Below are 24,176 nucleotides of genomic sequence, written 5' to 3' on the forward strand. Positions count from 1 at the left end.
CTACAAACTGCGTGCCAATACTACAGATTCGGCGAATTTTTCGCGTTTGGGGATATATCAGGCTCAGCCCGGCAGTAGACCGGGCTTCCATCGTACATATCTATCGCTATGGTGCGCCGCGAACACGAGGATAGGCAGGATCAATGGCCGGCAAGACACTTTATGACAAGATTTGGGACGCGCATGTCGTCCACACGGATGCAGCGTCGGGCGAGAGCATGCTCTATATCGACCTGCACCTTATTCATGAAGTGACCACCCCGCAGGCTTTTGACGGCCTGAAGCTGGCTGGCCGCAAGGTGCGCCGGACTGACCTGACTCTGGCCGTGGCCGACCACAATACGCCGACCGAGAACCAGGCGGCGGGTCTTGCCGGTGTGAAAGACCCCGAAGCGCGCAACCAGCTGGAGACGCTGACGCGGAACGTGGCCGAATATGGCATCGAATATTTTCCCATGGGCGATATCCGCAATGGCATTGTCCACGTTGTGGGCCCTGAGCAGGGCCGTACGCAGCCCGGCATGACGATCGTGTGCGGTGACAGCCATACATCGACGCACGGTGCCTTTGGCGCGCTGGCGCATGGCATCGGCACGTCCGAAGTGGAGCACGTGCTGGCGACGCAGACTTTGCGGGCGCGCAAGATGCAGAACATGGCCGTGGAAGTGACGGGCAAGCTGCGCGATGGCGTAACGGCGAAGGATCTCGCGCTGCACATTATTGCGCAGACCGGTACAGCCGGTGGCACGGGCTATGTGATCGAATATCGCGGCGAGGCGATCAAGGCCCTGTCGATGGAAGCGCGGATGACGCTGTGCAACCTGGCCATTGAAGGCGGTGCCCGCGCCGGCCTGATCGCGCCGGATGAAAAGACATTCGACTACATGAAGGGCCGCCCGGCGAGCCCGAAAGCTGGCGCTTGGGACGTGGCCGAAAGCTACTGGAAGACGCTCCATTCCGATGATGATGCGACCTGGGACACAGTGATCCGGATTGATGGCGCGTCGGTTGAGCCCACGATTACCTGGGGCACGAGCCCGGAACAGGCGATTCCTCTGTCAGGCAAGACACCTGTGCCAGAAGAGATTGCCGATCCTGTGAAACGCGCGGCTGCAGAGCGGGCGCTGGATTATATGGGCCTTGAGGCGGGCGTGCCGATTGCGGGGACGCCGGTGCAGCGAGTCTTCATCGGCTCGTGCACGAATAGCCGGATCGAGGACCTGCGCGCTGCAGCCGATGTCGCCAAGGGTCATCATGTGGCCGAGGGCGTGCGCGCCATGGTCGTGCCAGGCTCTGGTCTCGTGCGGGCACAGGCCGAAGCCGAAGGGCTTGATATTATCCTGATGGAAGCCGGATTTGAATGGCGTGAGCCGGGTTGTTCCATGTGCCTCGGCATGAACCCGGATATCCTGTCGCCGGGCGAGCGCTGCGCATCGACGTCGAACCGCAATTTCGAAGGCCGTCAGGGCCGGGGTGGTCGGACGCATTTGATGAGTCCGGCGCTGGCGGCGCGGGCTGCGATCAATGGCGTCATCGGCTAACCAATGGAGCCCGATCCGGACCCCCGCTGGAGCTACTGGATAATAGGGGCGATCGCCGTTTCAATTGTCTGGGTTATAGCGTGGCTAGGTGTAGCCGCGCTGTCAGAGCCGACATTGTGGGATATGAAACTAAACGAGGCGGCTGACTTTTGGGCCGGAATGGCTGCTCCACTGGCGTTCTTTTGGCTTGTGTTGGGCTTTTTTCAACAAGGCCGTGAGTTGAATGAATCCGTTAAGCAGTTCGAGCGGCAGTCCAACATAATGCAAAGCCAGTTTGATGTTCTCATTTCGGATAGATCACAGGAAAGCATTTTTCGACAGCTGGAAGCACTGAAGTTCGATTTAATAGACATCATTGCTCCAATTGTATCTCGCACCTCGACCGTTATTGGCGGCATAAAAATATCCGAGCCAATAATTAGGACGGAGGAGTTTCAGAACTTAGATTTTGCGTCTGTATCTAAGCTAATTGTCTCGCGCCTCGGGCCACTGGAAAGACGAGGATTGATCATAAGAAGCAATATTAGCAGAGAAGTCATTGTGCGGGCTGCTAACCGCCTCGATCCAATTATCGCAGAGCTCGATTCTATCGGAGAAGAGGCGAGTTCAAAAAACCTTGAAAAAATGGTTCTAGAATTTAAGAGCGCAGATTTTGATGGCCTGAAGGCCACTCTCACAAAGCATTTCGACTTAAAGCGGGTTTAGCCCCAGTCAATGCTACATTTCTTGGCGTCACATAGGAAACGCGACATGACCCGATACACATTGCACGGCATCTTCGCCTCCGGCCCGACCTATAAAGTCGGCCTGATGCTGAACCTGACGGGCACGCCCTATGATTACGAGCATGTCGACCTGCGCTCCGGCGCCCACAAGGCCGACGCTTTTCTTGCGAAGAATCGCTACGGTCAGGTGCCGGTTCTGGAGGATCACGAGAAGGATATGTGCCTTTGCCAGTCATCCGTCATTCTTGACTATCTGGCCGACGAAACGGGCCAGTTCGGTGGCAAGGACCGGGCGGAGCGCCTGCGCGCCCGCGAGTGGCAGCTTTGGGGCGCAGGCCAGCTGACGACCGGCATCTACCGCACGCGCGCCATGAAGCTCGGCTTCTTCACCTTCCCCGAGCAGGTCGCCGAAGCGAATCTCAACGCGGCCAATGGTGCGCTGAAGGAATTGAATGGCCTGCTGGACGGACGCGATTGGCTGGTTGGCGGCGGCGTGACCATCGCGGACCTCGATATCTACGGCATTGTCGCCTATGCACCGCAGGCGCAAATCGATCTCGGCGCCTATCCGCACGTGCGCCGCTGGATGTCGCGCGTTGAGGCCCTGCCCCGTTTCAAGAGCGTTGACGCGGCCCTGCCGAAGGAAAGCGCCAAGGCATGATCACGGGGCTGGACCATATTGTTCTGGTCTGCCCGGAGATTGCGTCGGGCACCGCCGTCTATACGGCGCTGCTTGGCCGCGCGCCGGATTGGGAGGCGGTCTCTGCAGATGGGGCGGCGACCGCAATCTTCCGCGTAAACAATACGGCGCTGGAATTGATGGCGCCGCATGGCGACGGGCCACTGGCGCAGCGGCTCGGTGAAATCATTTCCGACGACGGGCCGGGCCTGAAGAGCCTTGCCTTCCGCACCGGCGATATCGAGCATGCCCATCACCGCCTGACCCGGCGCGGACTGAAGCCGCACGAGATCATGCCGGGCGACAGCACAAGCGACATTGCAGGCAAAACGCGCAACTTGCGGCGGTTTCGGTGTTCCGATGATGAGACAGGCGGCATACGCACGTTCCTGATCGAGCATCAGACGGGTGAGCTGGAGCCCATGGATGCGCCGGATGATGCCGTGTCAGGGCTCGACCATATCGTCATCAACACGCCCAATCCCGACCGGGCGGCAGCGCTCTATGGCGCGCGGCTGGGGCTCGACCTGGCGCTTGATCGCACGGCGCCCGAATGGAAGACGCGCTTCCTGTTCTTCCGCACTGGCGGGCTGACCTTTGAAGTGATCAACCGGCTTGGCGAGACACCAGACCCTGCCGGTCCGGATTCCATCTGGGGCCTGACATGGGAAGTGGCTGATCTCGCCGCCGCCCATGAGCGCCTGCTGGACGCGGGCTTTGACGTGTCCGAACAGCGCAAGGGCCGCAAGCCGGGTAGCACTGTCTTCACCATTCGCAATGGCACGCTGAATGTGCCGACCCTGTTCATCGCGCATGACCCGCATTAGGATATCAAGATGAAAGCCTTCCAGACCCTCACCGGAACTGCCGCTCCTCTTATGGAGAAGGGCAAGCTGATGTCGAATGTCGACACCGACATGATCATCCCGAAACAGTTCCTGAAGACCACGACCCGCACCGGCCTGTCGAAAGGCCTGTTCCACGAGTTGAAAACCAAGGCGGATGGGTCGGAAAACCCGGATTTCGTGCTCAACAAGCCGCAATATGCCAAGGCGAACATCCTGATTACGGGCGAGAATTTCGGCTGCGGCTCGTCACGTGAGCATGCGCCTTGGGCGCTGCTGGACCAAGGCATCACCTGTGTCATCGCGCCGAGCTTTGCCGATATCTTCCACAATAATTGCTATAAGAACGGCATCCTGCCCGTCCGCCTGCCGGTGGACGTATGTGCGCAACTTGCGGCGCAGGCCGGCGGGGCAAACCATGTGTTCACGGTGGACCTTGAGACGCAGACCGTGACGACGCCGGACGGCGTCGTGCATGAATTTGATGTCGATCCGGGCCGGAAGTCGAACCTCATGGCGGGTCTCGACGAGATTGGCGCGTCGCTGACATCAGCGGCTGAGATTGATGCGTTTGAGGCCAGGCGGCGTCACATGACGCCCTGGCTCGAACGGGCCGGCTGAAACGAAACAAACAGGAGAAAAGAATATGGCACGCTGGAAATTGGCTCTTTTGTCTGCAGCGTGCCTGATGGCGCTCGGCGGCTGTCACAATGACCCGTTCAGCATGAAGCCGGAGACCAACGCGACGCTGCCCAAGAAGGCGCCGCCTGTTGAACCTGTTGATGACACGCAGGATTCCGAGGCGCCCCGGTGATCGTGATCGAGGGGACTGTGCGCATGCCGCCGGCCAATCTGGCCAAGGCGCAGGCCGTGATGGAGCAGATGATCCGGGCGAGCCGGGCCGAGGCAGGATGTCTTGATTATGCCTATAGTGTCGATGTGCTGGATCCGGGCTTGATCCGCGTGGCTGAGCGCTGGGAGAGCCGCGATGCGCTGGTGGCGCATTTCAAGACGGCGCACATGGCAACATGGCGCGCCTTCTTCCCGGAGCTGGGCATTACGGACCGTTCCTTGCGTCTTTACGAGGCCGATGCCGAACCCATCTGAGACCATTCACGGCCCATTCCCGGACCACTCATGGGCATTCTGCTGATTGCGTGACCGGGTCCGGGGCGTTAGAGGCGTGTCTTCTGCTGCGCCCGCGCGGCAAAGACGCATATCCAGGAGACCCGCGCCCATGTCATCGCAAACAGTCTTGCTTCTGCCCGGAGACGGTATTGGCCCCGAAGTGATGGCGCAGGCGCGCCGCGTGGCCGAGATTCTCGTCCCCGATCTCAAGTTCGAGACGGGCCTTGTCGGCGGCGCTTCCTTTGACATGCACGGCACGCCGATGGCCGACGAAACGCTTGAGAGAGCGCGGCATGTTGATGCCGTCCTGCTCGGCGCGGTTGGCGGACCGAAGTGGAACAATGTTGCGCGCGACAAGCGGCCCGAGGCGGGATTGCTGGCCATTCGCAAGGGGCTCGACGTGTTTGCGAACCTGCGCCCGGCCTATTGCTTCCCGGCGCTGGTCGATGCCTCCAGCCTGAAGCGCGAGATCATTGAGGGCCTCGACCTGATGATCGTTCGCGAGCTGACCGGCGACGTGTATTTCGGTGAGCCGCGCGGCATTGATACCGACGCGAACGGCTATCGTCGCGGCTATGACACGGCGCTCTATACGCATCCGGAAATCGAGCGCGTCACGCGCGTGGCGTTTGACATTGCGCGCGGCCGCAAGGGGCAGGTCTGTTCGGTCGAGAAATCGAACGTGATGGAATCCGGCCTGTTCTGGCGTCAGGAAGTGACGCTCGCGCATGCCGAATTTGGCGCGGGAATTGAGCTCACACACATGTACGCCGACGCCTGCGCGATGGAACTGGTGCGCGCGCCGAAACAGTTCGACGTCATCCTCGCGGGCAACCTGTTCGGCGACATTCTCTCGGACGAGGCCTCGATGCTGACGGGCTCGATCGGCATGCTGCCATCTGCCTCGCTGGGCGGCCCCGGCACGCCGGGGCTTTACGAGCCTGTTCATGGGTCCGCGCCGGATATTGCCGGTCAGGGCATTGCCAACCCGTGCGCCATGATCCTGTCGCTGGAAATGGCGCTGCGCTGGTCGCTGGACCGGGAGAAGGCGGCAGACGCGCTGTTCGCGGCGGTTGGCAAGGCGCTGGAAAATGGCGCGCGAACCAAGGACCTTGGCGGCAATCTCAGCACTGAAGGCATGGCCGACGCGATCATCGCGGCGCTCTAAGGGCCTGCCATCGCAATTGCCGCTGACCTGCGGCTGTGACATCTTCCTCCAAAAAGAAGACTTGGAGGAAACACGATGACCTATGCAGGCAGCCGCCTTGTACATGATGCTGACAGCCATTTGATGGAGCCGAGCAACTGTCTCGATCCCTATTTTGATCGCAAGCTGCTGGCGCGCTATCACGACCTTCCGGTCTACAAAGCGAAGAAATCCTTCGACAAGTTCGTCAATGGCCAGCTGGCCGCGCATGATGATGCTGCCTTTCGCGCCGGTGTTGCGGAGAACATTCTCCTGCGGAAGAATTATGAGGCGCACGGCGCCTTTCGCCGGGAAGACCGCCCCGATGTGCTCGATCTTCTCGGCTTTGCCAGCCAGCTTGTATTCACCACATTCTGCCTCGGCAATTTCGGGCTGGATGAGGGCGACGATATGGAGCTCTGCTATGCGGCCGCCGAGGCGCACAACCGGATGATGACCGATTTCTGTTCGGTCGACCGGCGCCTGCTGGCGACGGCCTATGTGCCGCTCGAGGATATCGAGCGGGCGGTTCAGACGGCGCGCAATGCCATCGAGATGGGGGCGAAGGCCTTGATGGTTCCGTCAAAATGCCCGCAGCATCATGCGCCGAGCCATGTCGGGCTCGATCCGGTCTGGGCGATGGCGGAGGAGGCGGGCCTGCCGATCCTTTTCCATGTTGGCGGTGAGGACAAGCTGAACCCGGTCTATAAGGAGAACGGCCTGCCGCCGGTGCCGGACTTCCATGGCGGCGATGATAATTTCACATCCGTGAGCTACATGCCGATCCCGTCGGCCGTGATGCAGACACTCGCCACGATGATCTTTGACGGTGTGTTCGACCGTTTCCCGAACCTGAAATTTGGCGCGATCGAGCTTGGCGCCGCCTGGGTGCCGGGGTGGATGCGGTCGATGGATTCGGCGGCCCACGCCTTTATGCGAAACGAAACGCGGCTGCAGAACCTGTCGGCGAAACCGTCGGAGATTGTACGCAGGCAATTCCGTGTAACGCCCTATCCGCATGAGGATGCTGGCTGGATCATTGCGAATGCGGGCGAGGAGGTTTGTCTCTTCTCGTCGGACTATCCGCATGTTGAAGGGGGCCGCAATCCGATGAAGCGTTTTGACGAGAGCCTGAAGGGCGCCTCCACACGCGCTGTCGAGGCCTTCTATTCCGGCAATTTCATCGACCTGATGGGAGAAGGCCTCGCGCCGGACCTGCGCCGGGAGACCTACCAGCAAGCCGGCTGACAAACGCCTGCTTGACGTATTCATAACTACTCGGTTATGTAAAATACATAGCCGAGTAGTTATCAATCATGACGTCCCAAGTTCTATTCAAAACCCTGGCGGATCCGACACGAAGGGCCCTCTTCGAGCGCCTCTGCCGTGAAGGCGACCTGACCGTCGCTGTGCTGACGGAAGGGGCAGGTGTGTCGCAACCCGCTGTATCCAAGCATCTCGGCATCCTTAAACGCGCCGGACTGGTGCATGACCGCCATGAAGGCCGCCAAACCCATTATGGCGCCCAGCCCGAAGCCCTGTCGCCCCTGATCGACTGGACAAGGGAGATGACCGAGTTCTGGCAGCTGCGATTTGATGCGCTTGAAGATCTTCTGAAACGGATGGACCAATGACCGAAGACGCCCGCAAGATTATCCTTGAGCGCACTCTTCCGCACCCGCCGGAAAAGATTTGGCGCGCGCTGACCCAGCCGCACTTGCTGGAAGAGTGGCTGATGAAAACGGACTTCCGTCCCGATGTGGGGAAAGGGTTCAGCTTTTCTGCCGAATGGGGGGCTGTTCACGGCAAAGTGCTGGAGGCAGAGCCGCACCGCTCGCTTTCCTACACATGGGGCGACGATCACCTGAAGAGCGTGGTCACCTGGACGCTGACCGAGACTGAAACCGGCACGCACCTGCGTCTTGAACAGGTCGGCTTCCCGAAAGACCAGCCGCGTTACTTCATGGGTGCAAAGGCCGGTTGGCCGCGCTTCCTCGACAATCTGGAACAGGTGCTTGGACGGGAGGAAAGCAAATGAACGGGAACAGACTGATCCGCCAGTTTCACCGCTGGGTATCAATCCTCTTCACCCTCGCGGTGATTGCAAACTTTGTCCTGATGGGGCTCGGCCTGCCGCCCGGATGGGTGACCTATGCGCCGCTGCCGCCGCTTTTCCTTTTATTGTGCAGCGGTCTCTACATGTTCGTGCTGCCCTATACGGCGGGCAGGCGGAAGGCGCGTCAGGCCTCATGACGAAAACCGAAAATACGGGCGATCCCTCAGCGCTGATCGATGCGCGGATTGCGGAACTGGGCGACTGGCGCGGGAAGATGCTGGCCCGCGTGCGTGCCTTAATCCATGCGGCCGATCCTGAGGTCGAGGAGACATGGAAATGGCGTGGCGTGCCGGTATGGGAGCATGACGGCATCCTCTGCACGGGCGAGACCTACAAGCTGGTCGTGAAACTGACCTTTGCCAGGGGCGCCTCGCTGGAGGATCCGGCTGGCCTCTTCAATTCCAGTCTGGAGGGCAATGTCCGCCGCGCCATAGACATCCGCGAAGGCGAGCCCATCAATGAGAAGGCCCTGAAAGGGCTGATTCTGGCCGCTGTGGCGCTCAACCAGTCGAAGGCAAAACCCAAGCGTAGGAAAGCTTAGCTATAGTCGGCGATGCGGCAGAGCAGGTTGCCGCGGAATTCGAAGAAGCTGGCGCCGCGGATCTTGACCGTCTCACCGGCGCGCACGCCATTGGGCAGGTCGACGGCGGCCTTGCCTTCGAACTCGATCTCGGCGGCGGCCTTGCCAGCGCCGGTGACAACATTGACCAGACGCTGGCGGCGATAGGAAAAGGCATTGCCCGACAGGTCTGCCACCTGACGCATCATGTCCTTTCCATCGAGCCGCATGGACTGGCCCGAGTTCGAAATGTTCTCGAACACGACATCATCGGTCACGCAGTCGATCATGCCGTCAATGTCGCGGGCGTTGTAGCTGGCAATGTAGCGGGCGATTATGTCGTCAAGCACGCATGGGTCTCCTTGGGCCTGGGGCAGGGATAAAGTGCTGCATAACACATAACACGATGGCAACAGGCTTTGCACATGGGACAAGAATGCGTCATAAGCCTGCGGCTTACACAACGGAGTTTAATATCATGGCCACGCGGATTGCAGTTGTCGGTGCAACAGGGAATGTCGGACGCGAACTTCTGAACATTCTGGATGAGCGCCTCTTCCCCGCAGATGAAGTCTTTGCTGTCGCGTCCCGGCGCTCGATTGGCAAGGAAGTCAGCTATGGCGACAAGACTCTGAAGTGCCACGACCTTGAATCCTTTGACTTTAAGCGCGTTGACCTCGTGCTCATGTCGGCCGGCGGCACGATCTCGAAACTATGGGCGCCGAAAATTGCGGCGGCCGGTGCCATCGTGATCGATAACTCGTCGGCCTGGCGCATGGACAAGGACGTGCCGCTGGTCGTGCCGGAAGTGAACGCCGATGCGGTCATGGGCTATGCCAAGAAAAACATCATCGCCAACCCGAATTGCTCAACGGCGCAGCTGGTTGTGGCGCTGAAGCCCATCCATGATGCAGTTGGCATCACGCGTGTCGTGGTTGCGACCTATCAGTCGGTGTCCGGCGCCGGCAAGGATGGCATGGACGAGCTTTGGAACCAGACCAAGGGCATCTTCGTCAATGACGAGCCGACGCCGCAGGTCTTCCAGAAGGATATCGCCTTCAACGTGATCCCGCAGATCGACGTCTTCATGGATGACGGTTTCACCAAGGAAGAGTGGAAGATGCGCGAGGAGACGAAAAAGATCCTCGATCCTGCCATTGAACTCGTTGCGACCTGCGTGCGCGTGCCTGTCTTTGTGGGCCATTCCGAAGCGGTTCATATCGAGATGGCTGGCCCGATGAGCGCCGCCGAGGCCAAGCGCCTGCTCCGCGAAAGCCCCGGCATCATGCTGGTCGATGATCCGAAGGAAGAGCTCTACATCACGCCGAAGGAATGCGTCGGTGACTGGGCGACCTTCATCAGCCGCGTGCGCAAGGACCCGACCGTCGAAAACGGTCTCGCCTTCTGGTGCGTCTCGGACAATCTTCGCAAGGGCGCAGCACTGAACGCTGTCCAGATTGCGGAAGAGCTGCTGAACCGCGGCGTGTTGAAGGCCGAGAAACAGGCCGTTACGACGGGCTGAACTGCGGCTGGCCTTTCGGGGTGAAGCAAAACTAAGCGCTCGGCGCAGCAAGAATTGGGTGGCGCAGCATCTCGGCTGCGCCTACATCGCGGCGCATGAGCACTTCGTCCTCCCTTCGCCTCGGATTTCCGGCCGCCCTTGGTGCCTATGTCATCTGGGGGTCGCTGCCGCTTTATATCCGCGCGATGAGCCATGTCGGCGCGGTGGAGCTGCTGGCGCACCGGATCATCTGGTCGATCCCGACAGCGATCCTGTTGATCGCGGTTGCCGCCAATTGGCGTGACATTCGCACGGCGTTCAAATGGCAGAACCTGAAATGGCTGGCCCTGTCGGGCATCCTGATCGGTGTGAACTGGCTGATCTATATCTGGGCGGTGAACCAGGGCCGGACGATGGAAGCCTCGCTCGGCTATTACATCAACCCGCTGGTCAATGTTCTGTTCGGCATGCTGATTTTCTCTGAGCGCCTGCGGCCCGCGCAGTGGGTGGCCGTCGTGATCGCGGCGATTGGGGTTGGCGTGATGGCCATCGCTTTTGGTCATATTCCTTGGGTCGCGCTGGGCCTGTGCTTCTCGTTCGCCTTCTATTCGGTGATCCGCAAGAAGGTGGCGATCGACAGCCGGGCGGGATTTCTCGTCGAGGTCGTGGTGCTCGCGCCGCTCGCGCTCGCCTGGTTCGCATGGTTCCTGCAACAGCCTGAAGGCCGGTTGATGGGTGAAGGCGGCTGGGACAATTTGCTTCTGGTTCTCGCCGGGCCGATCACGGCGACGCCGCTGATCCTGTTCGGGCTCGCGGCAAAGCGCCTGAAGCTCTCCACCATCGGCATGATGCAATATATCGGGCCGACGCTTCAGTTCCTGATTGCCACGCTGGTCTTCCGCGAGGCGTTCGGCTGGACGCATGCGGTGGCCTTCGGATTTATCTGGGCAGCGCTGGCCATTTTCACGACGGATAGCGTTCTCGGTGAGGCCAAGGCGCGTCGGCTGGCACGTACGGCGCGGCCCGCCTGAAAAAACCCCGACAGCCAAAGGCTGCCGGGGAAGTGGTATTGTTCACTAGGAGGTGCAAAAGCACCTGGCACAGATTATGCAACTTCCGTGCCGTTTGCCTGCGAATTAACTCGCCTGTGTGGGGTAATTTGAAAAGCCGTTATAATTCAGTGAGATATATGGTGCTGGTTCAGGGCGGAGGCCGTAGCGCCTGTCTCATACTGTGTCAGTGACAGACATAGCGACCGTAAATGCGCCGCTCAGGGTCAAAATGAAATTGGAATGAGTGCCTCAAAGCGGCACAGACAAAAAAGCCCCGAGCGCCAAACAGGCGCCGGGGCAGGATTTGCATGTGGGAGCACGCGAGTGCCCCACCTGCATCCTGCAATGCTTGTGCCAGATGGCGGCCTGTTCACCGATGCGTGGATACGCCAATCCAGACCGCGATTGCGGCGAGTGTCAGGGCAAACCCGATTCTGGCCAGAAGCGACGTGCGCCACCGTTCCAGAGCGGCGCCGAGACTTGCGCCAAGAAAGACGATCCCGACATGGACGAGTATGGCGACAGTCAGATGAATGAGGCCGAGCAGGACGATCTGGCTCCAGATGGCGCCGGAGGTCGGATCGACGAACTGGCCGACGACAATGATGTAAAACAGCAGGGCCTTGGGGTTCAGGATGTTCGCGATGAGGCCCCGGCGAAAGCCTTCCTTGCCTCCACCCCTCACGGCTGACGCTGATCCGGTATCGGCAAAGGCTTCCCACGCGAGATAGAGCATGAAGGCAACGCCGGCCCACCGCAGGGATTCATAGAGAAGAGGCGATTCCTCCAGAAGCGCGGAGGCGCCTGTGGCCGCCGCAATCAGCTGGATGAGCAGGCCCAGTGTTACGCCAGCGACGGCCATCAATCCTGCCCGCCAGCCGAGCCGGGCGGATAGCGCCGCAAGCCAGCCCATATTGGGACCGGGTGTCAGTTCGACAGCCGCCATGGCGATGAGGAAAGCGGGCCAGTTAACGTGCCCGAGCATGTCAGAGGCAACCGTAGACGGCGTTGACCAGTTGCGCTGCGCGCGGGTCGCCAACAAGCACATTGGACTGCTTGTTCATGACATAGGCACAGGTGAGGCGCCGGTCGGGGTCACCGATAGCCATGGAGCCACCCCAACCGCAATGACCGATAGTGTCCGGGTTTGGCCCGAAGAATCCATGCGTGTTGCGCATGATGCCGGCGCCGAAACTGGTCGACATGTTGAGAACAAGGTCAGGGCCGTCGACCCGCGAGCGAATGAGACTGGCAAAGGCATCGTCGGACATCAGCGCCTTGCCGGCCACGGCGCCGCGATGGGCATAGGCGTCATAGAGCGCAGCGACGCTGGCAGCGGTTCCGTGGCCGTTGGCCGAGGGAATCTCGATCTCGCGCCAGATGGCGCCGCCGCGATTGGGCGAGGACCATTTGGTACCGAAGGCGGCTTTCTTGGGGTCTGTCATCTCACCGATCGCGGGAAGCGCTGTTGGCCGTTTTATATCGGCGCAGCGATCATGTTCACTGGCCGGCAAGCCGATATGGAAATCAATGTTGGCAGGTGAGCACACGTTTTCGCGCAGCCATGTGCCGAGCGTTACGCCGCTGATGCGCCGGAACATTTCGCCGACTACATAGCCCCAGGTCGTCGGGTGGTAGCCATGGGCGGTTCCGGGGGGCCACATGGGCGGCAGGGCGGCCAATGCGGCGGCGCAGGCGGGCGGATCGAGCCAGATTTCCGGGTCGATTTCGTTGATGAAGCCGGGCAGGCCCGCCTGGTGGCTGACAAACTGGCCGATCGTGACGGCGCCTTTGCTTTCGGCGGCGAATTCCGGCCAGAATTCGGAGATCGGTGTTTCATATCCGTCATCGAGACCTGCAATGACAGCAGCAAGCACGAGCGCGGAAATGCCTTTTGTCGTCGAGTAGACCGGCACCAGCGTGCGCTCATCCCAGCGTTTCTCCATCTTCCGGTCAGCCCAGCCGCCGAGCAGGTCAACAATCGTTTCGCCATCCAGAAGCACAGCGAAACCGGCGCCAAGCTCGCCATCACCGTCGAAATTCGCTTCGAAAGCGTCGCGAACCGGCTCGAAACCGGTGGCAACATGTCCTGATAGCGGAAACTCTGTCATGGCGGCCCTTTGGTCATCTTGATCTTTTGGAACAATGAGGCCACCCCTTCCCCAATCGCAAGTCAACCGTCAAGGACCGCCCATGTCAGCCCAAGCCCATCGTCCGCGCCGCTCATGCCTCTACATGCCGGGCGCAAATACCCGCGCGCTGGAAAAGGCCAAGGGCCTGGCCGCCGATACGCTGATCTTCGATCTGGAAGATGCTGTTGCCCCTGAGGCCAAGGCCGAGGCACGCGACGCCATCCTCAGCGCCGTGCAGGGTGGCGGCTATGGGCCGCGAGAGATCGTCGTGCGGATCAATGGGCTGGACACGGAATGGGGCGCGGATGACCTGAAAATGGCGGCAAAGTCTGGTGCAAATGCCATTCTCGCGCCGAAAGTGGTCTCCGGCGCGGATATTGACCGTCTGGACAAGGCGCTGACGGCGGCCGGTGCGTCCGATGATTTCGGCCTTTGGGTGATGATCGAAATGCCGCTCGCGATTCTCAACATTCAGGAAATTGCCGAGGCGGCCCATCGCACGCGGCTCACGACATTCGTCATGGGCACGAATGACCTGGCCAAGGAATATCGCGCGCGCCCAACGCCAGATCGCCTGGCCTTCCAGACAGCGCTGGGCCTCAGCATGGCGGCGGCACGAGCCTACGGCCTGATCGCAATTGATGGCGTCTATAATGATATCAAGAACGAGCATGGCCTGATCGATGAGTGCGAACAGGGCCGCACGCTGGGATTTGACGGCAAGACGCTGATCCATCCCTCGCAACTTGAATCCACCAATCGCATCTTCGCGCCCAGCCCGCATGAGGTTGAACAGGCACAAGCCGTGATCGAGGCGTTCGCTGATCCTGAAAATGCCGGAAAAGGCGTGCTCAAGGTGAATGGCAAGATGACCGAGCTGCTGCATCTGGATGAAGCGCGCCGCACAGTCGCCATGCATGATGCGATCAGGGCATTCGAGGCCGCGTGATGACCTATACCTATCTTCATAATCCGGGCTGCAGCACATCGCGGAAAGGACTCGAGCTGCTTGAGTCCAAGGGCATCAAGCCTGACGTGCGCAAGTATATGAATGCTTCCGAACAGCTCAGCGTGGCGGAGTTGAAGGATATTGCGAAGAAGATGGGCGGTGTCAGCCCGCGCGCCTTCCTGCGGGAGAAGAATGCGGCTGAGGCGGGCCTCGCCGAGGATGCCGGGGATGAGGCCGTCTATGCCGCCATGGCGGAGAACCCGAAGATCATCCAGCGCCCAATCCTCATCAAGGGGAGCAAGGCTGTGTTAGGCCGTCCCATAGACCTGATGCTTGCTCTGGCCTGAACACTGAAATCAGCGCCAAACGCGCCGATTCGATTGAATTTCATCGATTCAGGCGACGGAATATCAGCCTTGATGGGTGATAAGCGGATCATGATTTTGATCCTGTTCACCCTCGCGGCCCTGTTTCTGGCTTTTGCCACCTTCTGCATGTTTGGCCTGCCCTACATGCTGATGGGGCCGCGCGTGTTTGACCAGCTGGCTGAACGACGGGAACAGCAGCTTATGGCGGGCCTCTTGCTGGCTGCGGCGATTTCGCTCGTTCTGGCGCCTTTTTTCGCTACTGGCTTGATTTCGGATGCAGGCCGCGTGCAGGTGATGGCCGAAACCCTGACTGGCTTCATCGACCGCGCCTGATACCTCTGCGCCGCCGCTGGAGCCTCATTGAGCGAGGCGGCAAATGGCGAGCGTACAGAAATCCAATCCCGGAAATTATTTCGAAGACTTCCACGTCGGCATGGAAATCATCCACGCAACGCCGCAAACGCTGACCGAGGGCGATATTGCGCTCTACCGCGCGATGACGGGCAACCGGTTCGCTCAATATTCCTCGTCGGAGTTTGCAAAGGCAGCGGGCTTTCCGGGCCTCTGCATTGATCCGGTGCACGCGTTCCATGTCGTGTTCGGCAAATCGGTGCCCGACATCTCCCTCAATGCCGTGGCCAACCTTGGCTATGCCGATGGTCGCTTCTTCCTGCCGGTCATGCCGGGCGATACGCTGAGCACGGTATCTGAAGTGATCGGCGTCAAAGAGAACTCGAACGGCAAGACGGGCGTCGTATGGGTGCGCACGACCGGCTTCAACCAGCGCGGCGAGACGGTGATGTCCTTCGTGCGCTGGGTCATGGTCAACAAATACGAGATGGACAATCCGGCGCCCGAGCCCGTCGTGCCGGACTTGCCCGAGGCCGTGCCAGCCGCCGAACTGGTCGGCTATCCCGACATGAAGGCTTGGGACATGGCGCTGGCGGGCGGCCCCTATACGTTTGACGACTATGCCATTGGCGAGAAGATCAACCATGTCGACGGGATGACCGTTGAAGAGGCCGAGCATCAGATTGCCACACGCCTCTACCAGAACACAGCCAAGGTACACTTCGATGCACACGGCCAGAAGGACAGCCGGTTCGGCAAGCGCCTGATCTATGGCGGTGTCGTGATCTCGATTGCCCGGTCTCTGGCTTTTAACGGCCTCGCCAATGCAGGCCAGATGCTCGCGATCAATGCCGGCACGCATGCCAGCCCGCTGTTCGCAGGCGACACGATCTATGCCTGGAGCGAAGTGCTGGACAAGGCCGAGCTGTCTGACACGTGCGGGGCATTGCGCTTGCGCCTTGTCGCCGTGAAGGACCAGGACCCCGGCGCCTTCGCCTACAAGGACGATGCAGGCAAATATGCTGCTGGGGTGTTGCTGGACTTCGACTATTGGGCCGCCATCCCCAAGCGCTGAGACGATCGCCGCTTCCGTCCGCGCGCGCCATGCTTATATAGGCGGTATGAGCGGATATGGCCCCTTTGACGGTTTCACGATTGCGGCCATTTCGGTGGCCGTCATCTTGTCAGCATTGGTGAGCCTGATCGGCACATCCGCGCGCAAGCGCACAGTCGCGCTCGGCGAGGCGAGGGCCGAGGATCTGGCCGAAATGACCGGCATTATCGACCCCAAACAATTGCTGGCTGCCTTTGGTCCGCCCGACATGGGGCGCGTCTGGCGCACGGTCACGCTGCTGGACGTGCGCAAGGCCCGCCAGCCGCAGGGGTGGCTGATGTCGAGCGATCTTGTGGATTACGGCTGCGCCGGGGTTGCCGTGCTCGCGTTTTTCGTGTCGCACCCGCTTGTGTACGGGGCATTGCTGTTTGCGCTGTGCGTGCAGATCGGTGGCTGGGTCGTCTCCACACGCCTGCCGAAATAGGCTTTCAATCGCCAGCTTTGCCGCCGGCCAAAAACGGAATACACACGCGCGATGAGAGTCTGGAAGATGAATGGCGCCGGCAATGCGTTTGCCGTGTTTGATGCCCGCTCGACGCCCTTTGCGCCGACGGCAGACCAGGTGCGCCAGATCGCGGCGGACCTGCAGGCCGACCAGGTGATCGCGCTGGAGCGCGATGCCACCAAGGACGTGTTCATGCGGATCTGGAATTCCGATGGCGGGGAAGTGGCCGCGTGCGGCAATGGCGCCCGCGCGGTGGCGCATCTCATCCTTGAGGAAACCGGCAAGCCGATGGTCACGATCCAGACCGAGGCTGACATGCTGAAGGGCTATAAGGCCGAGGGCGGCCTCGTCACCGTCGACATGGGCTCACCCCTGATGGGCTGGGAAGACATTCCGCTGGCCGAGAAAATGGATGTGCGCGGTGTGGATGTGAAAGTCGGCCCGATGGACAATCCGACCCTGTCCCGCCCGGCCGTTGTCTCCATGGGCAACCCGCACGCGGTTTTCTTCGTGAAGGATGTCGATGCCTATGACATTCCGGCGCTGGGCCCGCTCGTGGAATGGCATCCGCTATTTCCGGAAGGCACCAATGTCGGCTTTGCGCAGGTAATCGACACCGAAACCATCCGGCTGCGTGTGTGGGAACGCGGCGCTGGCCTGACCAAGGCCTGCGGCACCGGGGCCTGCGCGGCGCTTGTGTGCGCGGCGCGGGCAAAGCTCACCGGGCGCAAGGCGCGGCTTGTGCTCGATGGCGGCACGCTGATCATCGACTGGCGCGAAAGCGACGACCATGTGTACATGACCGGACCAGTCGAGATGGAATTCGAGACCGTTATCTGACCGTTCACTGGCCCATTGGGCTTGATTCTGTGTCCAGACGGCGCGATGTGGCCCATCGAACCTGCCATGACTGACGCAACCACGCCTCCCAGCCCGACGCTGATAACGCTCGGATGCCGCCTCAACACCTATGAATCGGAGGTGATGCGCAGCCATGCCTCAGAGGCGGGGCTGAACGATGCTGTCATCATCAATACGTGCGCTGTGACGTCAGAAGCCGTTCGCTCGGCGCGCCAGGCCATCCGGCGTGCGGCGAAGGACCATCCGGGCGCGCCGATCCTTGTGACGGGGTGTGCCGCGCAGGTGGACCCGGCCATGTTTGCGGCCATGCCGGAAGTGACTCGCGTGATCGGCAATCACGAGAAGATGCAGGCCGAGACGTGGAAACCGGCGACGCTGCTGGGTGGTCACGAAAAGGTTCGCGTCAACGATATCATGTCGGTGCGAGAGACGGCGGCTCATCTGATTGACGGGATGGAGGGGCGGGCCCGCGCCTATGTTCAGGTGCAGAACGGGTGCGATCATCGCTGCACATTCTGCATCATTCCCTATGGCCGGGGGAATTCGCGCTCGGTACCCGCTGGCGAGGTCGTGGCGCAGGTGCGCCGGCTCGTGGAGACGGGCCATCATGAGGTCGTGCTGACCGGTGTCGACCTGACGAGCTGGGGCGCAGACCTGCCGGGCGCGCCGCAATTGGGCAATCTGGTGCAGCGTATCCTGAAACTGGTGCCGGATCTGGCGCAGCTGCGCATTTCCTCCATCGACGCGATCGAGATTGACGACGCGCTTGTCGAGGCGCTGTCGGATGTGCGTCTGGCACCCTACATGCACCTGTCGCTGCAGCATGGGGACGACCTGATCCTCAAGCGCATGAAGCGGCGTCATTCGCGCGATCAGGCGATTGCGCTGACGCAGCGCCTGCGAGACGCGCGGCCTGACATGGCCTTCGGCGCGGACCTGATTGCCGGTTTCCCGACCGAGACTGAAGCGCATTTCGAGAATTCGCTGCGCCTTGTGGAAGAGTGCGGCATCAGTTTCCTGCATGCCTTTCCCTATAGCCCACGGCCTGGAACGCCCGCTGCGCGCATGCCACAGGTGGCGAAGGCTGAAATCAAGGTACGTGCCGCGCGCTTACGTGCGGCGGGTGACGAGGCGCTCGCGGTCCATCTCGCCCGCCATGTCGGGACAGTCGCAGACGCATTGGTAGAGCGCGGCGCGACCGCCCGCCTGCCCGACTTTACGCCATTGCAGATCGAGGGCGACTTGCCGCCTGCTGGACGCGTCGCGCGTACCCATATAACCGGTCACAACAACACGCATCTGGTTGGGACTTTGGCATGATCCTGTGGTTCGGGAAAAAGAAGAAGCAGGACGAGGCGAAGGCGGCTGGCGCGGCGATGGACGCGCCGGAACTCTCAGCTGACGAAATGGCCGCCCGCGATGCTGAAATCGCGGCGAAAGAGGCTGAAAAGGCTGAAATCGAGCGTGTTGTTGCCGAAGCGAACAAGGCCTGGGAAGATCGTCAGGCGCGTGAAGCGAGTGAAGCCGCTTCTGAATCTGCCCGCCTTGAGGAAGAAGCCCGGAAGGCGGATGCCGCGCGGGCCGAGGCGCTTGCCCGCGCTGATGCCGAAGAGGCCAAGCGTCTTGAAGCTGAGGCGGACGCGGCACGGCGTGCCCGCGAAGAGCGGGAGATTGCTCGCGCCAAGGCGGCTGCCGAACTTAAAATTCTGGAAGACCGGCGCGAAGCGGTCCGTCTGCGCGAAGAACGCGAAGCGGCTGCGCGCGCTGCGCTGGAGGCGGAAGCCAATGATCCGGGTTTTGTGGCCAAGCTTGGCTCCGGTCTTGCGCGTTCCTCGTCGCGGCTCGGTTCGGGCCTTGCGGCGTTCAACAAGCGCAAGCTTGATGATGAAACGCTTGAAGATCTCGAAGACCTGTTGATCACGTCAGACCTCGGCGCCGCCGTAGCGCGCCGGGTGACGAAGAACCTGTCGAAAGAGCGGTTCGACAGGGAAATCACCGAAAACGAGATCAAACAGGCCCTAGCGACCGAAATTGAGGACGTTCTGGCCCCGCGCGAGAAGATCGTCGACTTCTCGGATGGGCCTCGTCCGCGTGTTGTTCTGTTTGTCGGCGTTAACGGGTCCGGCAAGACGACGACCATTGGCAAGATTGCCTCGAAGCTGAAGGATCAGGGCGCGAAGGCGCTGCTCGTGGCGGGGGACACGTTTCGCGCGGCCGCGATTGAGCAACTGACCGTCTGGGGCGATCGGGCGGGTATTCCGGTCATGTCCAAGCCGACAGGCGCTGATGCGGCGGGTCTTGTCTATGAGGCAATCGAACGGGCGCGTGAGGAAGACCTCGATCTTGTCCTCGTCGATACGGCCGGGCGCCTTCAGAACAAGGCCGAACTGATGGCGGAACTGGCCAAAGTGGTGCGTGTCATCCGCAAGATGGATCCCGAGGCGCCGCACGACGTGATCCTCGTGCTCGATGCGACGGTTGGCCAAAATGCGCTTAGCCAGGTCGAGGCCTTCCGGCACACGGCCGGTGTGACGGGCCTTGTGATGACCAAGCTCGACGGGACCGCCAAAGGCGGGGTGCTTGTTGCCATCGCCGAAGCGCATGACCTGCCGATCCATTTTATCGGTGTTGGCGAAGGCGCCGATGACCTGCGCCCTTTCAGCGCCCACGCGTTTTCGCAGGCGCTGGTCGGAGCGATTGACTAGGACCTATTCAGCCGCTGCCGCGGCATCGAGCCCATCATCGAAAATGTCTTCAATACCTCGCCCGAACAGGCGGGCGATGGCGAAAGCGAGTGGCAGGGACGGATCATATTTGCCTGTCTCGATAGCGTTGACGGACTGGCGGGAAACGTCCAGCCGGTCAGCCAGTTCTGCCTGACTCCAGCCGCGTTCGGTTCTTAGGGCGCGTAGGATGTTCTTCATTGCCTAGACCGTCGGTCCCATGCAGTTGCGATAGTAGGACAGGCCAAAGGCAATAAAGTATGCCGGCCCGAACCAGAAAACTTCAATTGTGCCGATCACGGCAAAGATCTGAAGGAATCCGACGAGGAAAGTGCCACAGGCGACGATTGCGCCTGCTTCAGCAAGGGCACGCATCTGCCGGGCGCGGGTATATTCATCGGTTTCTCTGGCTTGGCGAAGGATGGCCCAGATCGCGGCAACGAGCGGGGCCGTCGTTGCGACGGCAAAGCCGGCGCGAATCCAAAGGGGAGTCGTGTCTTCATCGACCAGCCATTTCGCCGCGAGGATAAGCGCGACGTAAAGCGCCATCATGGGCCAGAACAGTCTTTTGTAACGTTTGTTGGCCGTGCGAAATCCGAGCGTTGCCATGAGTACCTCCTTGTCTAGTGTGCTTTACACTTAGACAAGCAAACTTGACACGTCAAGCAGGCTTTACAACTGGTCTATTCCGCCGCCATTGCTCGTGTCGGCGCTGCCTGTGCGCCCCGCACGAGCCGTCCAGGCTTGGCGCCGGTTGGATCGCCATCGCGGTGGGTTACCTGCCCTGCAAGGATTGTCGCGGTATAGCCGCTGGCCCTTTGCATCAGGCGGCGCCCGCCCGCCGGGAGATCGTGGATGACCTCCGGCAGGTGGAGCTTCATGTTGCTGGCATCGATGACATTGAGGTCAGCGCGATACCCGGGTGCAATAAGGCCGCGATCATTGAAGCCCATCCAGCGGGCCGTTTTCTGAGTCTGGCGGTGAATCAGGTATTCCAGTGGCAGTTTCGGCCCGCGTGACCGGTCACGCGCCCAATGGGTCAGCATGGTCGTGGTGAAGCTGCCATCGCAGATCATGCCGACATGCGCGCCGCCATCAGAGAGGCCGGGAAGCGTCGCTGTGCTCTCCATCATGGCGCGGATCGGCTCGAGGCTGCCCTGCGCATAATTGAGAAAGGGCAGGTAGAGCATGCCGTGGCCGTCGCGTTCCAGCATCAGGTCGAGGGCGGCCTCTTCATTACTGACGCCGCGCTGCGCCGCGATAGCCTCAATCGTGCGCTCCGGACCTGGCTCGTAATCGACCGGGTCGCTGAGTTGGAAGATCTTGCCGAAGCTGCGCAGCATGACCTGCAGGAACGGATTGTCGGTGTCGGGCTTGTCGGCGAGCAGGCGTTTGCGGAAGTCCGCATCATTCAGGCGGCGCACTTTTTCTTCAAAGGGCAGGTTTGCAACTTCCCTGAATACGGGATGCGCACTGAATGTATTGAGTGTCAATTCAAGACCCAGCAACACGCCCACCGGGCGGGGGGCGACCTGTGCGGCCATTGGCAGTCCATCATCGACTGCCTCTTCAATGGCGCCTAGCAAGGCGCGCCAGCCTTCCGGTGCAACATCGGCCTGCGCGAGGGAGACCGAGAGGGGCCGTCCCGACGCCTCGACGATCCGGCGCAGCATGGCCGCTTCCTTTCGCGGATCGTTGAAGTCCGAGACGAACTGCAACACGCCGCGCTTTGCTTCGGCGAGGCCCATGGCAATTCCGGTGAGTTCTGCCTCGCTGGCTGTCAGGGTCGGTGTTGGCTGGCCGTCGGAGGTGCGGTGGTTCAGCGTGCGCGATGTGGAGAAGCCAATGGCGCCGGCCATGACGGCCTCTTTGGCGAGGCGCGCCATTTCCTTGATCTCGGCTGGCGTCGCATCCTCGCGATTGGCGCCCCGGTCGCCCATGACATAGACGCGCAGGGCCGCGTGGGGGAGCTGGGCGGCAAGGTCCACATCGAATTCGCGCTCGCCTAAAAAGTCGAGATAGTCCGGGAAGCTTTCCCAAGCCCAGGGCAGGCCCTCGGTGAGGACCGGGAAGGGGATATCCTCCACGCCTTCCATCAGACGGATCAGCCGGTCATGATCCTCGGTGCGGCAGGGCGCAAAGCCGACACCGCAATTGCCCATAACGGCGGTCGTGATGCCATGGAGGGATGAGGGGCTGATCTCGCTGCCCCATGTGGCCTGACCATCATAATGTGTATGCACGTCGACAAAGCCCGGCGTCACGATCTGGCCGCGGGCGTCGATTTCTTCTCGCCCCTTTCCGTTTACCTTGCCCATGCCTGTAATGACGCCGCCATCGACGGCAACGTCCATCTCGCGGGGAGCAGCGCCGCTACCATCGAATACGAGCCCGCCGCGCAGGATAATGTCGTGAGTGGCCATGCGTTTCTTCCTCTTTTGGATTCAGAATGAAGGCGGGCTGTGAATAGTCAAACCCTGACGCCGCGTCGGGCTTCCCCGGCGCGCCAAACCCGCGCATACACCGGCCGCCATGACCAGCACGCTCCTTCCCGTCGCGATTTGCCTGATGTCTGCCGTGTCGCTGGCAGCGTCGAACGTTCTGGTGAAGCGCGGTGGTGATATCCTGACGGCCCGCATGGTGCTGTCCATCGTGATGGCACTGAGCGTTCTGCCATTCGCGTTTTTCGTACCCTTCCCGCCACGCGAGACCTTGCCCTTTTTTGTCATCTCTATGGTGGTGCACTGGTTCTATCAGTTCAGCGCTATTCGCGCGCTACATCGCGGTGACCTCTCGCTGGTCTTCCCGGTCATGCGCGGGCTCGGACCATTGGCGACGGCGTTGATCGCGAGCCTTGTTCTGCACGAGAGCTTGTCGGCTTGGCAGATCGTTGGTCTCGTCGCTGCCAGCGCATCCATCATCGTCTTTGCCATGCCAACCGGCGCCACACTGGATGCCCGCCGGCTCGACCGGGCGGCGCTATTCTGGTCAGTGATGACGGCGGCGGGGGTCGGCCTCTACGCCGTCGCAGATGCACGTGCGGTGAGAGAGATACCGACACCGATGACCTTCATCGTGTGGCTTTTTCTCATCGATTGGATTGGCGTCACGACCGTAACGCTCTGGCAGCGCAAGGGCGCCATCATGAAGGCGGTCCGTCCTCAAATACGGGGAGGAATTGTCGCGGGCGTGCTGGGCACTTTCTCCTACGGCCTCGCCATCTTCGCCTACACGCTGACCGACACGGCGATTGTGACGGCGTTACGGGAGACATCGGTCGTGTTCGCGGCGGCGTTCGGTGCTTTTCTTCTCCACGAAGGATTCGGGCGAAGGCGTACGATTGCCGCGGCTGTTCTGGCGTGCGGGCTCCTGCTGATGCAGGCGGGTGCCTGAACGCAGGTCTGGCCCCGGGGCGCGGTGTATGCCAGAGAATTAGAAACATCCGGGAGCGGCCACGCCGCGTATAGATATTCATGACTGACACGCCTGAACAGAAGACCGCGCCAGCGGCAACCCGCAAGGCCGGCAATGTCTGGGCCGAGCTCGGCCCGACGCTCGTCTTTGTCCTGATCTACAATGTGCTGCTGCGCTTCCCGGAAGGCGACGGCCTGCTCACGAAAGACACGGCGCTCTATTGGGCGACTGGGGCGCTGATTGTCATGACGATCGGCGTGATCGCGCAGAAGCTGGTCAAGAAGGAACGTATCCCGCCTTTCCTGATTGTTTCGTCTGTCCTGATCGGAACATTCGGCACGATCGGCATCGTGCTGCAGTCGAAAACATTCCTCTTCATCAAGCCGACAATCATAAACCTTCTCTTCGCCGGGGTGATATTCGGCGGCCTCGCGGTCGGCCGGAACGTCTGGAAGATGTTTAATGGGATGGTCCGCCCCGTCTCCTC

At 61.0% G+C, this 24,176-nt stretch carries 31 protein-coding genes; 25 read left to right on the forward strand and 6 right to left on the reverse strand.

What is annotated here, in order from left to right; translation table 11 throughout:
- The first annotated feature begins 143 nt into the window (after positions 1–143).
- The 13 genes from leuC to HOC_RS11250 all read left to right on the forward strand — a co-directional run bounded on the left by leuC (position 144) and on the right by HOC_RS11250 (position 8,761).
- Positions 144–1,541, forward strand: coding sequence for a 3-isopropylmalate dehydratase large subunit (gene leuC / locus HOC_RS11195; protein WP_035538526.1), 1,398 nt, complete (start codon positions 144–146; stop codon positions 1,539–1,541).
- A 3-nt stretch (positions 1,542–1,544) separates the two neighbouring features.
- Positions 1,545–2,246 carry a hypothetical protein gene (locus HOC_RS11200; RefSeq protein ID WP_035538528.1) on the forward strand — a complete coding sequence of 234 codons (702 nt, stop codon included), beginning with the start codon at positions 1,545–1,547 and terminating at the stop codon, positions 2,244–2,246.
- Positions 2,247–2,291: 45 nt separating this feature from the next.
- A complete protein-coding gene (locus HOC_RS11205; RefSeq protein ID WP_051624787.1) occupies positions 2,292–2,927 on the forward strand; it encodes a glutathione S-transferase family protein in 636 nt (211 codons plus the stop codon).
- Positions 2,924–3,772, forward strand: a complete 849-nt coding sequence (locus HOC_RS11210) for a VOC family protein (RefSeq protein ID WP_035538530.1) — start codon at positions 2,924–2,926, stop codon at positions 3,770–3,772. Before HOC_RS11205 ends, HOC_RS11210 begins: the two co-directional genes overlap by 4 nt.
- 9 nt (positions 3,773–3,781) lie before the next feature.
- Positions 3,782–4,411 (forward strand): 3-isopropylmalate dehydratase small subunit, encoded by a 630-nt coding sequence (gene leuD / locus HOC_RS11215; RefSeq protein WP_035538533.1) that lies wholly within the window; start codon positions 3,782–3,784, stop codon positions 4,409–4,411.
- 25 nt (positions 4,412–4,436) lie between these two features.
- On the forward strand, positions 4,437–4,604 hold the full coding sequence (locus HOC_RS22190) for a hypothetical protein (protein ID WP_156950468.1): 168 nt from the start codon (positions 4,437–4,439) through the stop codon (positions 4,602–4,604).
- 2 nt (positions 4,605–4,606) lie between these two features.
- The gene (locus HOC_RS11220; protein WP_241766989.1) at positions 4,607–4,897 is read left to right on the forward strand and encodes a putative quinol monooxygenase; all 291 of its coding nucleotides are present in this window, start codon (positions 4,607–4,609) and stop codon (positions 4,895–4,897) included.
- 130 nt (positions 4,898–5,027) lie between these two features.
- Positions 5,028–6,086, forward strand: coding sequence for a 3-isopropylmalate dehydrogenase (leuB, locus tag HOC_RS11225; RefSeq protein WP_035538537.1), 1,059 nt, complete (start codon positions 5,028–5,030; stop codon positions 6,084–6,086).
- Positions 6,087–6,161: 75 nt separating this feature from the next.
- Positions 6,162–7,352, forward strand: a complete 1,191-nt coding sequence (locus HOC_RS11230; RefSeq protein ID WP_035538540.1) for an amidohydrolase family protein — start codon at positions 6,162–6,164, stop codon at positions 7,350–7,352.
- 68 nt (positions 7,353–7,420) lie between these two features.
- The gene (locus HOC_RS11235) at positions 7,421–7,738 is read left to right on the forward strand and encodes an ArsR/SmtB family transcription factor (RefSeq protein ID WP_035538541.1); all 318 of its coding nucleotides are present in this window, start codon (positions 7,421–7,423) and stop codon (positions 7,736–7,738) included.
- Positions 7,735–8,142, forward strand: coding sequence for an SRPBCC family protein (locus HOC_RS11240; RefSeq protein ID WP_035538544.1), 408 nt, complete (start codon positions 7,735–7,737; stop codon positions 8,140–8,142). Before HOC_RS11235 ends, HOC_RS11240 begins: the two co-directional genes overlap by 4 nt.
- Entirely contained in the window at positions 8,139–8,357 is a 219-nt protein-coding gene (locus HOC_RS11245) for a hypothetical protein (protein WP_035538549.1), read from the forward strand. The genes HOC_RS11240 and HOC_RS11245 overlap by 4 nt, the downstream gene beginning before the upstream one ends.
- The gene (locus HOC_RS11250; RefSeq protein ID WP_051624788.1) at positions 8,354–8,761 is read left to right on the forward strand and encodes a DUF1801 domain-containing protein; all 408 of its coding nucleotides are present in this window, start codon (positions 8,354–8,356) and stop codon (positions 8,759–8,761) included. The genes HOC_RS11245 and HOC_RS11250 overlap by 4 nt, the downstream gene beginning before the upstream one ends.
- Here the strand turns inward: HOC_RS11250 and HOC_RS11255 are convergent.
- Positions 8,758–9,129: a nuclear transport factor 2 family protein gene (locus tag HOC_RS11255; protein WP_034737783.1), complete on the reverse strand. Its 372-nt coding sequence runs from the start codon at positions 9,127–9,129 to the stop codon at positions 8,758–8,760. The genes HOC_RS11250 and HOC_RS11255 overlap by 4 nt on opposite strands.
- Positions 9,130–9,257: 128 nt before the next feature.
- Here HOC_RS11255 and HOC_RS11260 point away from each other — a divergent pair, with 128 nt between their 5' ends.
- A complete protein-coding gene (locus HOC_RS11260) occupies positions 9,258–10,301 on the forward strand; it encodes an aspartate-semialdehyde dehydrogenase (protein WP_035538553.1) in 1,044 nt (347 codons plus the stop codon).
- 95 nt (positions 10,302–10,396) lie between these two features.
- Entirely contained in the window at positions 10,397–11,311 is a 915-nt protein-coding gene (gene rarD, locus HOC_RS11265) for an EamA family transporter RarD (protein ID WP_035538555.1), read from the forward strand.
- Between the two features lie 391 nt (positions 11,312–11,702).
- On the opposite strand, the gene HOC_RS11270 is transcribed toward rarD, so the two are convergent.
- Both HOC_RS11270 and HOC_RS11275 read right to left on the reverse strand, forming a co-directional pair.
- A complete protein-coding gene (locus tag HOC_RS11270; RefSeq protein WP_051624789.1) occupies positions 11,703–12,317 on the reverse strand; it encodes a LysE family translocator in 615 nt (204 codons plus the stop codon).
- Position 12,318: 1 nt separating this feature from the next.
- Positions 12,319–13,443: a serine hydrolase domain-containing protein gene (locus HOC_RS11275; RefSeq protein ID WP_035538557.1), complete on the reverse strand. Its 1,125-nt coding sequence runs from the start codon at positions 13,441–13,443 to the stop codon at positions 12,319–12,321.
- 82 nt (positions 13,444–13,525) lie between these two features.
- On the opposite strand from HOC_RS11275, the gene HOC_RS11280 reads away from it, so the two are divergent.
- The 8 genes from HOC_RS11280 to ftsY all read left to right on the forward strand — a co-directional run bounded on the left by HOC_RS11280 (position 13,526) and on the right by ftsY (position 20,257).
- Entirely contained in the window at positions 13,526–14,413 is an 888-nt protein-coding gene (locus HOC_RS11280; protein WP_035538559.1) for an HpcH/HpaI aldolase/citrate lyase family protein, read from the forward strand.
- Positions 14,413–14,760, forward strand: a complete 348-nt coding sequence (locus tag HOC_RS11285) for an ArsC/Spx/MgsR family protein (protein WP_035538560.1) — start codon at positions 14,413–14,415, stop codon at positions 14,758–14,760. Before HOC_RS11280 ends, HOC_RS11285 begins: the two co-directional genes overlap by 1 nt.
- A gap of 72 nt (positions 14,761–14,832) precedes the next feature.
- A complete protein-coding gene (locus tag HOC_RS11290) occupies positions 14,833–15,114 on the forward strand; it encodes a hypothetical protein (RefSeq protein ID WP_156950469.1) in 282 nt (93 codons plus the stop codon).
- A 43-nt stretch (positions 15,115–15,157) separates the two neighbouring features.
- Positions 15,158–16,207 (forward strand): MaoC family dehydratase, encoded by a 1,050-nt coding sequence (locus HOC_RS11295; RefSeq protein ID WP_035538564.1) that lies wholly within the window; start codon positions 15,158–15,160, stop codon positions 16,205–16,207.
- A 46-nt stretch (positions 16,208–16,253) separates the two neighbouring features.
- Complete coding sequence (locus tag HOC_RS21250; protein WP_051624790.1) at positions 16,254–16,670, forward strand: hypothetical protein; 417 nt, start codon at positions 16,254–16,256, stop codon at positions 16,668–16,670.
- 51 nt (positions 16,671–16,721) lie between these two features.
- Positions 16,722–17,531, forward strand: coding sequence for a diaminopimelate epimerase (gene dapF / locus HOC_RS11305; RefSeq protein ID WP_035538566.1), 810 nt, complete (start codon positions 16,722–16,724; stop codon positions 17,529–17,531).
- A 66-nt stretch (positions 17,532–17,597) separates the two neighbouring features.
- Positions 17,598–18,872, forward strand: a complete 1,275-nt coding sequence (gene mtaB, locus HOC_RS11310; RefSeq protein ID WP_035538624.1) for a tRNA (N(6)-L-threonylcarbamoyladenosine(37)-C(2))-methylthiotransferase MtaB — start codon at positions 17,598–17,600, stop codon at positions 18,870–18,872.
- Positions 18,869–20,257, forward strand: coding sequence for a signal recognition particle-docking protein FtsY (ftsY, locus tag HOC_RS11315; protein ID WP_084146271.1), 1,389 nt, complete (start codon positions 18,869–18,871; stop codon positions 20,255–20,257). Before mtaB ends, ftsY begins: the two co-directional genes overlap by 4 nt.
- Before the next feature lie 3 nt (positions 20,258–20,260).
- Here ftsY and HOC_RS11320 read toward each other — a convergent pair whose 3' ends face one another.
- From HOC_RS11320 to HOC_RS11330, 3 genes are all read right to left on the reverse strand, one after another.
- Positions 20,261–20,476, reverse strand: coding sequence for a helix-turn-helix transcriptional regulator (locus tag HOC_RS11320; RefSeq protein ID WP_035538568.1), 216 nt, complete (start codon positions 20,474–20,476; stop codon positions 20,261–20,263).
- Between the two features lie 3 nt (positions 20,477–20,479).
- Entirely contained in the window at positions 20,480–20,884 is a 405-nt protein-coding gene (locus HOC_RS11325; RefSeq protein ID WP_035538569.1) for a hypothetical protein, read from the reverse strand.
- A gap of 74 nt (positions 20,885–20,958) precedes the next feature.
- Positions 20,959–22,698, reverse strand: coding sequence for an N-acyl-D-amino-acid deacylase family protein (locus HOC_RS11330; RefSeq protein ID WP_035538571.1), 1,740 nt, complete (start codon positions 22,696–22,698; stop codon positions 20,959–20,961).
- A gap of 109 nt (positions 22,699–22,807) precedes the next feature.
- Between HOC_RS11330 and HOC_RS11335 the strand changes: the two genes are divergently transcribed.
- A complete protein-coding gene (locus HOC_RS11335; RefSeq protein ID WP_035538573.1) occupies positions 22,808–23,668 on the forward strand; it encodes a DMT family transporter in 861 nt (286 codons plus the stop codon).
- A gap of 80 nt (positions 23,669–23,748) precedes the next feature.
- On the forward strand, positions 23,749–24,176 hold a 428-nt coding region (locus HOC_RS11340), incomplete at its 3' end, for an inner membrane-spanning protein YciB (RefSeq protein WP_035538574.1).

It is taken from the genome of Hyphomonas oceanitis SCH89 (assembly GCF_000685295.1).
GTDB lineage: Bacteria > Pseudomonadota > Alphaproteobacteria > Caulobacterales > Hyphomonadaceae > Hyphomonas > Hyphomonas oceanitis.